The following is a 12,166-nucleotide window of genomic DNA, read 5'->3' on the forward strand; positions in this document are numbered from 1 at the left end:
GCCGCCGGGTGGGACGATGCCGGGCATGAGCCCGCCCGCCCTCCGTCCGGTCTCCCTCCCCCGCCCACCGGCGCTCGTGCTGCGCGGTCGGACCCTCGACGCCGGCAGCCCCGGCGTCATGGCCATCGTCAACCGGACGCGCGACTCGTTCTGGGCGGGCAACCGGCACGCCGCCCTCGAGGACGCGATGGCGGCCGTCCACGAGGCCGTCGCACAGGGCGCCGACATCGTCGACGTCGGAGGCGTCCGCGCCGGTCAGGAGGGTGAGCACGTCGGCGCCGCCCAGGAGATCGACCGCGTGGTGCCGGTGCTCGAGGCGGCGCGGCAGGCCTACCCCGACCTGGTGCTCTCCGTCGACACCTGGCGCAGCGAGGTGGCCCGGGCGTGCGCCGGGGTGGTGGACCTGGTCAACGACACGTGGGCCGGGCACGACCCGGAGCTCGTGCACGTGGCGGCCGGGCTGGGTGCCGGGGTCGTCGTCTCGCACACCGGCGGGTTGCCGCCGAGGACCGACCCGGTCGACGTGGTGTATGCCGACGGCCAGGGCGACGACGAGCTCGCCGTGGTCCGTGACGTGCTCGACGTGCTCGCCCGGGGCGCGCGCGTCGCGGTCGGGGCAGGGGTCCCGCCGGAGCGGGTCCTCGTCGACCCGACGATGGACTTCGGCAAGACCACCCGGCACTCGCTGGTCACGCTGCGGCACACCGCCGACGTCGCGAGCCTGGGCTACCCGGTGCTGCAGGCGCTCTCCCGCAAGGACGTCGTCGGGGCGACCCTGGACCTGGAACCGCAGGACCGGCTGGAGGGGACCCTGGCGGCGACCGCCGTGGCGGCCTGGCTCGGGACGAGCGTCTTCCGGGCGCACGACGTCCGGGCCACCCGGCGCGCGGTCGACATGGTCGCCAGCATCCGCGGGGACCGCCCGCCGGCCCGCGCCGTCAGGGGCGAGCCGGCGGCCGGCACCCCTCACGACGGGCGCGCCGGCTGAGTCTGTGCACGCCACGCGGGCTGGGACGCCTGCCGCCACCTTCCCTACCCGGGCGACACCTCAGAGACGCTCGATGCCGGGCTGGTTGCCCTGAGCCATCTGCTCCAGGCGGGCGATGCGCTGGCCCATCGGCGGGTGGCTGGCGAACATCCGGGTGGCGTCGTTGGCGCGGAACGGGTTGGCGATCATCATGTGGCTGGCGTTGACGAGCTGCCGCTCAGGAGCCAGCGGAGCCCGGGCCGTGCCGGCCTCCAGCTTGCGCAGGGCGGAGGCGAGGGCGAGCGGGTCACCGGTGAGCTGGGCGCCGTCCTCGTCGGCGTCGTACTCCCGGGTCCGGCTGATGGCCATCCGCACGACCGAGGCGGCCAGCGGCGCGAGCAGGGCCATGGCGAGCATGGCGATCGGGTTGCCGCCGTTCTCCCGGTTGCCCCCGAAGAAGAAGGCCATCTGCGCGACCGAGGTGATGACACCCGCGATGCCGGCGGCGACGGAGCTGGTGAGGATGTCGCGGTTGTAGACGTGCATGAGCTCGTGCCCCAGGACGCCGCGCAGCTCGCGCTCGTCGAGCAGGTGCAGGATGCCCTCGGTGCAGCAGACCGCGGCGTTGTCCGGGTTGCGGCCGGTCGCGAAGGCGTTGGGCGCCGCGGTCGGGCTGACGTAGAGCCGGGGCATCGGCTTGCGCGCCCGCTCGGACAGCTCCTCGACGATGCGGTACATCTGCGGCTGCTGCTCCCGGGTCACCGGCTGCGCCCGCATGGCCTTGATCGCCAGCTTGTCGGAGTTCCAGTAGCTGTAGAACGTCGTCCCGACCGCGAGGAGGCCGAACAGCCAGATGAACCGGCCGTTCCCGATGATCGCGCCCATGCCGAGGAAGATCGCCCAGATGGCGCCGAAGAGCAGCGTGGTCTTCAGCCCGTTGTAGTGCCGGTTCATGCCCGCTCAACGACGAGGCGTCGGGCCGGTGTTCCCGACGCCTCGGACCAGGTTCGGTAGCCCTCGGAGCACCCCGCGCCCGCGGTCAGAGGGCACCGACGGGCAGGACGCTGCCGACCACGAGCAACGCCGTGAGCACCCCGGTCAGCGCCCAGAGACGCGCCGGCACCCGGGACGGAGGAGGGCCGGCCTCGGTGGGGGTCGGCGCGAGCAGGACGGCGACCCAGCGCAGGTAGACCGCCAGCCCGAGGGCGATGTTGACGGCGGCGACCAGGGCCAGCCACCACGTATCGTCCCCGAGCACGGGTCGCAGGGCCACGATCTTGGCCACCACGCCGGCGACGGCGGGGGGCAGCCCGGCGAGGGTGAGCAGCGCCAGCGCCAGCGGCAACGCGAGCAGCGGGTGGGTGCGCAGGAGGCCGCGCTGGGACTCCAGGGAGGTGGCGCGCGCGGACGGAGACACGGCGACGACGGCGGTGAGGACGACGAAGGCCAGCACCGTGGCGGTGACGTAGACGACCAGGTAGGACCCCGCCGCGCTGGCCGCCTGCGCGGACAACGAGGCCAGGGGCAGCAGCACCCACCCCGCCTGCGCGATGGTCGACCACGCCAGGAGACGGACCGTGTCCTGCTGCACGAGCGCCACGAGGTTGCCCACCGTCATCGAGGCCGCGGCGAGCACCGCCACGGCGACGAGGGTCGCCCCGTCGACCGGCCCGAGGGCGCGGACGACGACCACGAGCCCGCCGAGCGCCGCCACCTTGGAGACGGTGGCGAGGTAGGCCGTCACCGGCAGCGGCGCGGCGGCATACGTGATGGGCGTCCAGGCGTGGAAGGGCACCGCGGACACCTTGAAGGCCAGCCCGGCCACCAGCAGCACCGCGGCCAGGACGATGAGCTGCGGATGGTCCACCTGCGCGCGACCGTCGAAACGGGTGCTCCCGGTGGCGGCGACCCAGAGCGCCGCCCCCAGCGCCAGCAGGCCGAAGGAGACCAGGGAGGTGGTGAGCAGGGAGACGGCACCGTCCACCGCCCGGGCGCGGCGGTCCGCGGCCCACGTGGTCCGCACCAGGGCGACCAGCGCGACGGTGGGCAGCGTCGCGAGCTCGAGGGAGACGAGGAGCGAGCCGAGGTCGCCGGAGGCCGGGACCGCGACGACCCCGGCGGTCGCCGCCAGCAGCAGGGCCGTGACGACCGGCGCCCGGCCGGTGCCCTCCGGGCCGCCGTCAGGGCCGGGCGCCGCCCAGTCCCGCCAGGTGAGGACGAGCACGACGAGGGCGGCGCCGAGGGCGCACACCTGGAGCGCGGAGACGAGGTGGTCGGCGCGGTAGGCGCACCAGCCGCCGGGCAGGCAGAGCGCCGAGCGGGCCTCGCCGGCGCCCAGCCCCAGCCCGGGCAGCGCCCCCAGGAGCCCCGCGACGAGCCCACCGGCCCCGAGCACGAGGTGCGGCTCACGGCGCCCGGGCACGGCGACGTCCAGCAGCAGCACGAGCACCGCCGCGGCCACGGGGGCCAGGACGGGCAGGACCGACACGAGACCCAGCTCCAGGCTCATCGGGCCAGCACCCCCTCGACGAACGGGGCAGTCACACCGAGCAGGAGCGTCGGCGCCAGCCCCAGGACCAGCACGAGGAGACCGAGCAGGCGCAGCGCGGTCCGCTCGGTGAGCTCGGCGTCCGGGACCCGGGGCTCGACCCGGTCCCCGGCCCAGACCTCGCGGAGCACCCGGACCGTGTAGGCCACCGCCAGCGCCCCGCCCACCGCCGCGAGGACGGCGAAACCGCGGAACCAGCCCTCCGGCCGGTCCGCAGCGGGCCCCCAGGCGGCCAGGACGGAGCCGATCTCGCCCCAGAAGACGGCGAGCCCGGGCAGTCCGCTGGACGCGGCCATGCCCAGCACCAGCGCGAGTCCCAGGCGCGGGGCGACCTCGCGGACGGCGGCGCGTCGCCGGCCCAGGTCCGCGCTGCCCCACCGGTGCTTCAGGCCGCCCACCACCACGAAGAGCAGGGCCGAGACGAGCCCGTGGGCGACGTTGCCGAAGAGCGCCGCCTGCAGCCCGGCCTGCGTGCCGGTGGCGAGACCGAGCACGACGAAGCCGAGGTGGGCGACCGAGGACCAGGCGATGAGCCGCTTGAGGTCCCGCTCGACGAGACACACCAGCGAGGCCCACACGATGCCGGTGACCCCGAGGCCCGCCAGCAGCGGCGACCAGGCCGCGAAGCCCTCGGGCACGACGGGCAGGACCAGCCGCACGACGCCGTAGGTGCCGAGCTTGAGCAGGACCGCAGCGAGCAGCACCGACCCGGCCGTCGGGGCGGTCGCGTGCACCCACGGCAGCCAGGTGTGCAGCGGGAAGACCGGGATCTTGAGCCCGAGACCGACGAGGAGGACCGCCGCGACCGCGAGCTGGGATCCCCGGCCGAGCGAGGCGCCCCCCTCCGCCGCCCAGAGCGCCAGGTCGGTGGTGCCGGTCGCGGACGCGACGGCCAGGATGCCGAGCAGCACGAGCGAGGACCCGACCACGGTGACCAGCAGGAAACGCAGCGCGGCCCCCTCCCGGTCGCTGCCGGGGTCGCCGTAGCGGGCCACCAGCACCCACATGGGCACCAGCACCAGCTCGAAGCCGATGAAGAAGACGAGCGCGTCGCCGGCCAGGAAGGCGACGAGGGCCCCGAGCAGCACGACCTGCAGGCACGCGTGGTAGGTCGCCAGGCCGGGGACGTCCTGGCCACGGACCACGGGGATGGGCGAGGTGGGGTCGGTGTCGGCGAGGTCGACGGGCTCGGGTCGGGGCTCCCGCGCCGGGTGCAGGTGCAGGGCGGTCGCGACCACGCCCACGAGCGCGGTGAGCAGCAGCAGCGGGACCGACAGCCCGTCGGGCCGCAGGCTGAAGGACACGCCGAGGCTGGGGATCCAGCTCAGCTCGAGGACGGGACGGTCCAGGGCGACCCCGGCCACCCCCACGGCGCTCAGACCGGCGGCGGCCATCGAGCCCCGGTGCACGACCCGGCGCCCCGGCGGCACCCGCCGCCGGCCGAGGCCGAGCAGCAGCAGCGCCACGAGGAGCAGCGGGAGGAGGGCGAGGGCATACCACCAGACCCCGAGGTCGGGCACCAGGGCGAGGAGGTCCTCGCGCATCCGGCCGGCGGCGCCGCTCACGCGGTCACCACCCCGATCGCGCCCAGCACGAGCATCCCGACCAGCACGAGGGCGAGGGCCGGCGTGGCCCGACGCGGGCTGGTGAGGTCACCCGCGCGGCCCAGCAGGCGCGCCCCCAGACCCGCACCCCGCACCCAGGAGTCCAGGACCTGGTCGTCGAACCACGCGACCGCCCGGGCCAGCGCCAGGACGGGCGTCGCGACGACCGCACGGTAGGCGAGGTCGGCGTGCAGACCACGCTCTGCCGCCAGGCTCACCCCCGCCGGGATGCGGGCTGCCGCGTCCCGGGTCCGGACGCCGCCCGCGGCCAGCCGCACGAGGAGCGCGCTCACGACCATGAGCAGGAGCGTCGCGACCAGCAGCTGCAGGTCCACGTGCACCTGCGGGCCCCACACCGGCAGCAGCAGGAGGATGCCGCCGAAGAGCGTCATGAGCATGAGCGCGGACGTGCCCATGCGGGCGGAGGAGCTGATCGCCGCTTCGGCGCGCTCGACCCCCTCGGCCTCCTGCACCACCTGCGGCTCGTCGAAGAAGTCGTCGATCCGCTCCACCGGTCCCGGCTCGTAGAGGCGCGCGTGCCCCTGGACGGCCGTGGGCCGGCTGAGCACCAGCCAGGCCCGCATGCAGTAGGCGGCGGTCAGCGGCGCGGTGGCGCCGACGGAGGCCAGGACGAGCACCGGGACGAGACCCCCGTCGGTCGCGGCCGTACCGGCCTCGGCCGTCCCGAGCACGGCCTCCTTGGAGAAGAACCCGACGAAGGGGGGCACCCCGGCGAGCGCCAGCAGCCCCCACCCGAAGCGGTGCCGGAGCACGCGGTAGCGCCGGGCCCCGGAGGCCATGAGGGCCATCGCGGTGCCCCCGACGAGGACGCCGAGCCACCCGGTGGTGAGGAAGAGCAGGGCCTTGAACCAGGCGTGCGCCACGAGGTGCTGGAGCGCGGCGTCCGGCCCGGTCCCCATGGTGGCCGCGGCGAGCACGGCCAGCATGAGCGCGACCTGGCTCACGGTCGACCAGGCGAGCAGCCGCTTGAGGTCGCCCTGCGCGAAGGCCAGCACGGCGGCGCCGATCATCGTCGTGCAGGCGAGCACCGCCAGCAGCAGCCGGGCCGGGCCGGACACCGCCAGGAGGGGGAAGAGCTGCGCCAGGACGACGGTCCCTGCCGCCACCATCGTCGCGGCGTGGATGAGCGCCGAGGCGGGGGTCGGTCCCTCCATGGCGTCCGGCAGCCAGTCCTGGAAGGGGAACAGGGCGGACTTGCCGGCGACACCGACGACGAGCAGGGTCATGGCCACGGTGAGGGTGGGCGAGGTCCCGGCCGCACCCCAGTGCGCGACGACGTCGCTGGTGCGGGTGGTGCCCGCCCCGCTGGCGAGGACGACGAGCCCGAGGACGAAGCCGATGTCCGCGGTGCGCGTGACGAGCAGCGCCTTGCTCGCCGCCCGGGTGGCGGCCGCGCGGGTGGACTGGTGCCCGATGAGCAGGTAGGAGCACCACCCCATCACCTCCCACCCCACGAGGGTGAGGAGCAGGTCGTCGGAGAGGACGAGCAGCAGCATCGCCGAGGTGAACAGCGAGACGGTGGCCGCGAACGGCCGGTAGCGGGGGTCGTACCAGAGGTACCAGCGGGCATACCCCTGCACCACCAGGGCGACCGCCGCGACGGTGAAGGCCACGATCGCCACCGGCCAGGTCACCAGCAGCCGCAGCGGCACGTCGAGCTCGTCGCCCAGCGGGAGGGCGCCGATGGTGCCGACCCCGCGCCGGGCCCCCTCGATCTGGGTGAGGGTGTAGAGCTGCCAGCAGGTGGCGAGGAAGGCGACCAGGCCGCCGCCGACGCCGACCCACGCGGCGAGCCGGTTGGACCGGCCGGTCACCCCCAGGCCGGCCAGCGCGGCCAGCAGGGTCGCGAGCACCGCCCAGTGGGCCGGGGACCCCCACAGGTCGGGGGCGGGCAGCTCGGGCAGCGGCAGCGAGGGCAGCTGCAGGTCGGACCAGGGCACGTCCGGCAGGTCAGGCACGTCCGCCCACCTCGCCCTCGGCGCGGTCGTCCAGCTCGGCGTGCAGGTCGACGTGGCCGCGCGCGCGGAACAGCGCGAGGAAGATCGCCAGGGCGAGCACGACCTCGGCCGCGGCGATGGTGATGACGAAGAGCGTGAGCACGGCGGCCCCGGGGTCGCCACCCGCGCCGGTCTGCGCGACCGTGACGAGCAGGAGCCCGGCGGCCCCCAGCACGAGCTCCACGCCGATGAGCACGAGCACCGCGTGCCGGCGCGCGAGGATGCCGTAGACCCCGAGGCCGGCGAGGACGGCGGCCAGGAGATAGGGCAGGGCGGGACGGATCACGGCCGCTCCCCCTGGACGGCCTCGATCTCGGCCGGGGGGTCCGGTCGCTGGCTGGCGTCGTCCTGGCCGCCGACCGGCGCCCGGGCCACCGCCACCGCGGCGACCAACGCCATGAGGAGCAGCACCGACAGCAGCTCGAAGGGCCAGACGTCGGTGCCGAAGATCGTCGCGGCGACCTGGGTGCTGTCACCGCCGTCGATGGCCACGCTCCCCCACCCGAAGGCCGAGAGCAGAGCACCCCCGAGGACCACCGTGGTGCCCGCCCCGACGAGGCCGGCGGCGACCCGCTGCGGCACGCCGGTGACGACCGGCACGCCCCCGGCGCGGGTGAGCATGAGGGCGAACAGCACGAGGACGACGACCGCGCCGACGTAGACGAGGAGCTGGACCAGCGCGACCAGCTCGGCGCCGAGCACGAGGTAGCACCCGGCCAGCCCGCCGAGGGTCACGACGAGCCAGAGCGCGGCGTGCAGCACCTGGCGGGAGGTCACCGACAGCGTCGCAGCCCCGGCCGTGAGGAGACCTACCGCGAGGAGGAGGACGTCCAGTCCGCTCACCGGTCCGCCTCGTCGTCCGGGGTCCGGTCCAGGTCCGCAGCCGTCGGGCCGTCCGGGGTCGCGGACCCGGCGGGGTCGGCGTCCACGGCCGCCGGCGCGCGCTCGTAGCCCTCGGGGAGGGCGGTGGCCGGCACCGAGGCCATGAACGTCCCCAGGCGCTCCTTGCCGTGCAGCAGGTTGCGGATGTCGCCCTCCGCGTAGGCGAAGTCGGGCGCCCAGAACAACGCGTCGAACGGACAGACCTCGATGCAGATGCCGCAGTACATGCACAGCGAGAAGTCGATGTCGAAGCGGTCCAGGACGTTGTGCGAACGCTCCTTGCCGCCCTCGGTCTCCGGGGGCCGGGTCTCCTTGTGGGAGTCGATGGTGATGCACCAGTCCGGGCACTCGCGGGCGCAGAGCATGCACGAGGTGCAGTTCTGCTCGAGCAGCGCGATGACACCTCGGCTGCGCTCGGGAAGCTCGGGCTCGGTATGCGGGTACTGGACCGTGTGCGGGCGTCGCGTGAGCGTCCGGAAGGTGGTGCCGAGGCCGCGCAGCAGGCCGGTGACGCCGCTCATCCCCAGACCACCACCCCGACACCGGTGACCGCCAGCTGCAGCAGGGCCACCGGGATCAGGACCAGCCACGCGAGACGTTGCAGCTGGTCCTCACGCACCCGCGGCCAGGCGACCCGCAGCCAGAGGAACAGGACGCCGACCCCGGTCGCCTTGAGCAGCGTCCACAGCACCCCGACGACGCCCGCCCCCGCGTCCGCCCAGGGTCCCCGCCAGCCGCCGAGGAACAGCACGGTGAACAGCAGCGCCATGACGACCATGCCGGCGTACTCGGCCAGCAGGAAGAACGCGAAGCGCAGCCCGGTGTACTCGGTGAGCGGGCCGAAGACGATCTCGGCGTCGGCCACCGGGGCGTCGAAGGGCGTGCGCTGGAGCTCGGCGACGCTGGCCGCCAGGAAGACCACCGCGGCCGGGGCCTGCCAGACCAGCCACCACCACGACCACTGCCCGACGATGCCGGTGAGCGACAGGGTGCCGGCCGCCATCGCCACGCTGGCCGCGGCGAGGATCAGGGGCAGCTCGTAGGAGACCAGCTGTGCCCCGGCCCGCAGCCCGCCGAGGAGGGAGTACTTGTTGCCCGAGCCCCAGCCGGCCATGAGCGTGCCGATGACCCCGACGCTCGTGACGGCGAGGACGAGCAGCAGGCTGGCCGGGACGTCGACCGCCACCCAGGCGGCGCCGAGCGGGAGGGCGGCCAGCGCGACGAGGTAGGGCACGAGCGCGACGGCGGGAGCCAGCCGGAAGACCGGGCGGTCGGCCGCCGCGGGGGTGATGTCCTCCTTCTGGGCGAACTTGATGCCGTCGGCGACCAGCTGGAGGACGCCGTGCGGCCCCGCCTCCATCGGGCCGAGCCGCCCCTGCATGTGAGCCATGAGCTTGTGCTCGAGCTGGCCGAGGGCCAGGGGCAGCGTGAGGAACGCCGCCAGCACGGCAGCGGCCTTCAGCACGGCCTCGAGGGCCCAGGGGACATCGGCGAGCATCGCGTTCACCCTAACGAGTGAGCCGGCCGGCCGGGCGACGCCGCACCGCTGGGTCCTCCGGCGCCGGCCGGCGGACCGCACCGCCCCACCCTCCTGGCCCTTGCCATGACGCCATAGTGATGTCATGATGGCGTCATGGACCTGCAGCCATACCTCACCGCCCTGGCCGAGGACCTGGACCGGGCCACCTCCCTGGCCGACGACGCGACCCGCGAGGTGGTGCACCGCATCGCCCCGGCGGTCGAGCCGGCCGTGCGGCTCGCCATCGTCCAGGCCCTCTCCGACGCCGCGGCCGCCATCACCTCCCAGCTGGAGGAGTCGGTGGTGACCCTGCGGATGGAGGGGCGCGACCCGGTCCTGGAGGTCCGGCCCCTGGGCACCGGGGCGGACGGGCACCCCCCGCCGGCACCCGGTGACCACGGTCCGCACCCCGAGGACCTCGACGACCGGGACAGCACGCTGTCGCGGGTCTCGCTGCGGCTGCCCGACCAGCTCAAGCTGGCCGCCGAGCAGCACGCGGCCGGGGCCGGCCAGTCGCTCAACACCTGGGTCGTCCAGGCGGTCCGCACCGCCACCCGGGCGGCCGGTCCCGACGGCCCCGGCCGCCGGAGCACCACCCACCACCGATCCCGCCGGGTCACCGGATGGGCCTGAGAGGACAGCGCATGGACACCACGACCCGGACGACCCGCACCTGCACCTTCACCGAGGACGACCTCGTGCACCTGGAGGTGAAGAACCACAGCGGCGACATCGCCGTCCGCTACGACGCCCCTCCCGGCACGGCCGAGGTCACCCTCTCCTGCGCCCGGCCGGTGGACTTCGAGCCGGTCACCGCGGTCTCCCAGCGCGGCCGGGTGCTCGTCGACGTCCCCGCGCTGGTCAGCCCGGAGGGCGGTGGGCGCGGCTTCTCGGTGTCGATCGGGTCCTTCTCCCTCGGCACCGGCCACGAGCGGGTGCACGTGGAGGTGCACCTGCCCGAGGGCACCGAGCTGCGGGCCAGCACCAGGGACGGCGACGTCGTGCTCCAGGGCGCCGGTGGGGCGGCCACCGTCCGCACGGGATCCGGCGACCTGTCGATCGAGGAGGTCGGCGTGCTGCGCGCGAGCACCGGCTCGGGGGACGTGCGCGTGGGCCGGCTCGTCGCCGGCTCGGTCACGAGCGGTTCCGGCGACGTCGTCGTCGACAGCTCCACCGGCCCGGGTCCGCTCGAGGTCCGCTCGGGCAGCGGGGACATCCGCGTCCACGACAGCCATCAGGACGCCACCGTCGCGACCGGCAGCGGCGACGTGGACGTCGCGCACGCCCACGGCGAGCTGGCGGTGCGCACCGGGACCGGTGACGTGCGGGTGCGGGTGCCCCGCGGCATACCGACGTGGCTCGACCTGTCCAGCGGTCTCGGTGAGGTGCGCCGCGACCTCGAGGGGACGGGCGAGCCGGCGCCGGGCCAGGACTACCTGACGGTGGGCGTCCGCACCGGGACCGGGGACATCACCGTGCACCACTGAGCGGGCAGGATGGAGGTATGCAGATCCTCCCCCTGTCCCCCGACCACGCCGAGGTCGCGGCCCGGCTGTGGTCCGAGAGCGGTCTGACCCGGCCCTGGAACGACCCGCGGGCCGACTTCCGGATGGCGGTGTCCGGGTCGGCGTCCGCGGTGCTCGGCGCCGTGGTGGACGACGCCGTGGTCGGCACCGTCATGGTCGGCCACGAAGGACACCGCGGCTGGATGTACTACCTCGCCGTCGCACCCTCGCACCGTGGCTCGGGCCTCGGGAGGAGGCTGGTGGAGGAGGCGGAGCGCTGGGTCGAGACCCGGGGCATCCCCAAGGTCATGCTCATGATCCGGGCCGAGAACGAGGCCGTCGCGCGCTTCTACGAGCGGCTGGGCTACGTCGACCAGGGCGTGCAGGTCCTGGGCAGGTTCCTCGACGAGGACCTCCAGCGCCTGCGCGAGGACACGCCTGACCGCTAGTCGCGGCGTGGGCCCCAGGACGGGTCGGGCACGCCGGGAGGAAGCAGCCGCCTGCGTGGCCGGCGCCCCCGCGGTGCCGCCCCTTCGGGCCCCTCCCCCGGCTCCTTCGCGCCGGGCCACGGCTTCGAGGCGCGGGCGGCGAGCACGAAGTCCTTGCGCAGCGGGGTGCCCTCGAAGCCCTCCGGCAGCAGCAGCGGCCGCAGCCCGAGCCCGGTGCCGTCGTCGAACCCCTCGACGCTCACCCCGAACATCTCGTGCGTCTCCCGCTCGTGCCAGGCCGCGCCGGGGAACAGGTCGGTCACCGAGCGCAGCGCGCCGCCCTCGGGCACCCGGGTGCGGAGCAGGAGCCGGTCCAGCCCGCCCGGCCCGGGGGCACGGACCCGTAGCAGGTGGCACAGGACGTCGACGCCCGGGAGGAGCCTCGCCTCCCCGGCGTCCTCGCCCGCCGCGGCGTCGGTCCCGCTCCCGTCCGGGGCCTCGGTCGCGACCACGGCGTCGCTCTCGTCCACGGCGGAGAGCCAGTCGAAGAAGGCATACCCCTCGTCGCGGGCGGAGCGCACGGCCTCGTGCCACTCCCCGACGTCGACGCGGCGGGTCTGGGGCGGCAGGGCGTCACCGGGCATGACCCGAGGGTAGCCCCGGCCCTCGTGCGGTCCGTGGCCCGCGCGTCCGGC

13 protein-coding genes are annotated in these 12,166 nt (G+C 75.1%); 4 read left to right on the forward strand and 9 right to left on the reverse strand.

Annotated elements, in window-relative coordinates; translation table 11 throughout:
* Positions 1–25: 25 nt before the first annotated feature.
* The gene (gene folP, locus Q0795_RS10430) at positions 26–988 is read left to right on the forward strand and encodes a dihydropteroate synthase (protein WP_298889431.1); all 963 of its coding nucleotides are present in this window, start codon (positions 26–28) and stop codon (positions 986–988) included.
* 60 nt (positions 989–1,048) lie between these two features.
* On the opposite strand, the gene htpX is transcribed toward folP, so the two are convergent.
* From htpX to Q0795_RS10470, 8 genes are all read right to left on the reverse strand, one after another.
* Complete coding sequence (gene htpX, locus Q0795_RS10435; protein WP_298889433.1) at positions 1,049–1,921, reverse strand: zinc metalloprotease HtpX; 873 nt, start codon at positions 1,919–1,921, stop codon at positions 1,049–1,051.
* A gap of 85 nt (positions 1,922–2,006) precedes the next feature.
* Positions 2,007–3,476, reverse strand: a complete 1,470-nt coding sequence (locus Q0795_RS10440) for a proton-conducting transporter membrane subunit (RefSeq protein WP_298889435.1) — start codon at positions 3,474–3,476, stop codon at positions 2,007–2,009.
* Positions 3,473–5,080, reverse strand: coding sequence for a NuoM family protein (locus tag Q0795_RS10445; RefSeq protein WP_298889437.1), 1,608 nt, complete (start codon positions 5,078–5,080; stop codon positions 3,473–3,475). Before Q0795_RS10445 ends, Q0795_RS10440 begins: the two co-directional genes overlap by 4 nt.
* Positions 5,077–7,098, reverse strand: a complete 2,022-nt coding sequence (locus Q0795_RS10450; RefSeq protein WP_298889438.1) for a proton-conducting transporter membrane subunit — start codon at positions 7,096–7,098, stop codon at positions 5,077–5,079. The genes Q0795_RS10445 and Q0795_RS10450 overlap by 4 nt, the downstream gene beginning before the upstream one ends.
* The gene (gene nuoK / locus Q0795_RS10455; protein WP_298889440.1) at positions 7,091–7,423 is read right to left on the reverse strand and encodes an NADH-quinone oxidoreductase subunit NuoK; all 333 of its coding nucleotides are present in this window, start codon (positions 7,421–7,423) and stop codon (positions 7,091–7,093) included. The genes Q0795_RS10450 and nuoK overlap by 8 nt, the downstream gene beginning before the upstream one ends.
* The gene (locus tag Q0795_RS10460) at positions 7,420–7,980 is read right to left on the reverse strand and encodes an NADH-quinone oxidoreductase subunit J (protein WP_298889442.1); all 561 of its coding nucleotides are present in this window, start codon (positions 7,978–7,980) and stop codon (positions 7,420–7,422) included. The genes nuoK and Q0795_RS10460 overlap by 4 nt, the downstream gene beginning before the upstream one ends.
* Positions 7,977–8,540 carry an NADH-quinone oxidoreductase subunit I gene (locus Q0795_RS10465; RefSeq protein WP_298889444.1) on the reverse strand — a complete coding sequence of 188 codons (564 nt, stop codon included), beginning with the start codon at positions 8,538–8,540 and terminating at the stop codon, positions 7,977–7,979. Before Q0795_RS10465 ends, Q0795_RS10460 begins: the two co-directional genes overlap by 4 nt.
* Positions 8,537–9,517: a complex I subunit 1 family protein gene (locus tag Q0795_RS10470; RefSeq protein ID WP_298889446.1), complete on the reverse strand. Its 981-nt coding sequence runs from the start codon at positions 9,515–9,517 to the stop codon at positions 8,537–8,539. Before Q0795_RS10470 ends, Q0795_RS10465 begins: the two co-directional genes overlap by 4 nt.
* Positions 9,518–9,652: 135 nt before the next feature.
* Here Q0795_RS10470 and Q0795_RS10475 point away from each other — a divergent pair, with 135 nt between their 5' ends.
* Genes Q0795_RS10475 through Q0795_RS10485 form a run of 3 tightly spaced genes read left to right on the forward strand, consistent with a single transcriptional unit; the run spans position 9,653 to position 11,492 of the window.
* On the forward strand, positions 9,653–10,171 hold the full coding sequence (locus Q0795_RS10475; protein ID WP_298889448.1) for a toxin-antitoxin system HicB family antitoxin: 519 nt from the start codon (positions 9,653–9,655) through the stop codon (positions 10,169–10,171).
* An 11-nt stretch (positions 10,172–10,182) separates the two neighbouring features.
* Positions 10,183–11,025, forward strand: a complete 843-nt coding sequence (locus Q0795_RS10480) for a DUF4097 family beta strand repeat-containing protein (RefSeq protein WP_298889450.1) — start codon at positions 10,183–10,185, stop codon at positions 11,023–11,025.
* A 17-nt stretch (positions 11,026–11,042) separates the two neighbouring features.
* A complete protein-coding gene (locus tag Q0795_RS10485; protein ID WP_298889452.1) occupies positions 11,043–11,492 on the forward strand; it encodes a GNAT family acetyltransferase in 450 nt (149 codons plus the stop codon).
* Here the strand turns inward: Q0795_RS10485 and Q0795_RS10490 are convergent.
* Positions 11,489–12,115, reverse strand: coding sequence for an NADH-quinone oxidoreductase subunit C (locus Q0795_RS10490; protein WP_298889454.1), 627 nt, complete (start codon positions 12,113–12,115; stop codon positions 11,489–11,491). The genes Q0795_RS10485 and Q0795_RS10490 overlap by 4 nt on opposite strands.
* Positions 12,116–12,166: the final 51 nt, after the last annotated feature.

Origin of the sequence: uncultured Serinicoccus sp., from assembly GCF_947487915.1 — a bacterium.
Taxonomy (GTDB): domain Bacteria; phylum Actinomycetota; class Actinomycetes; order Actinomycetales; family Dermatophilaceae; genus Ornithinicoccus.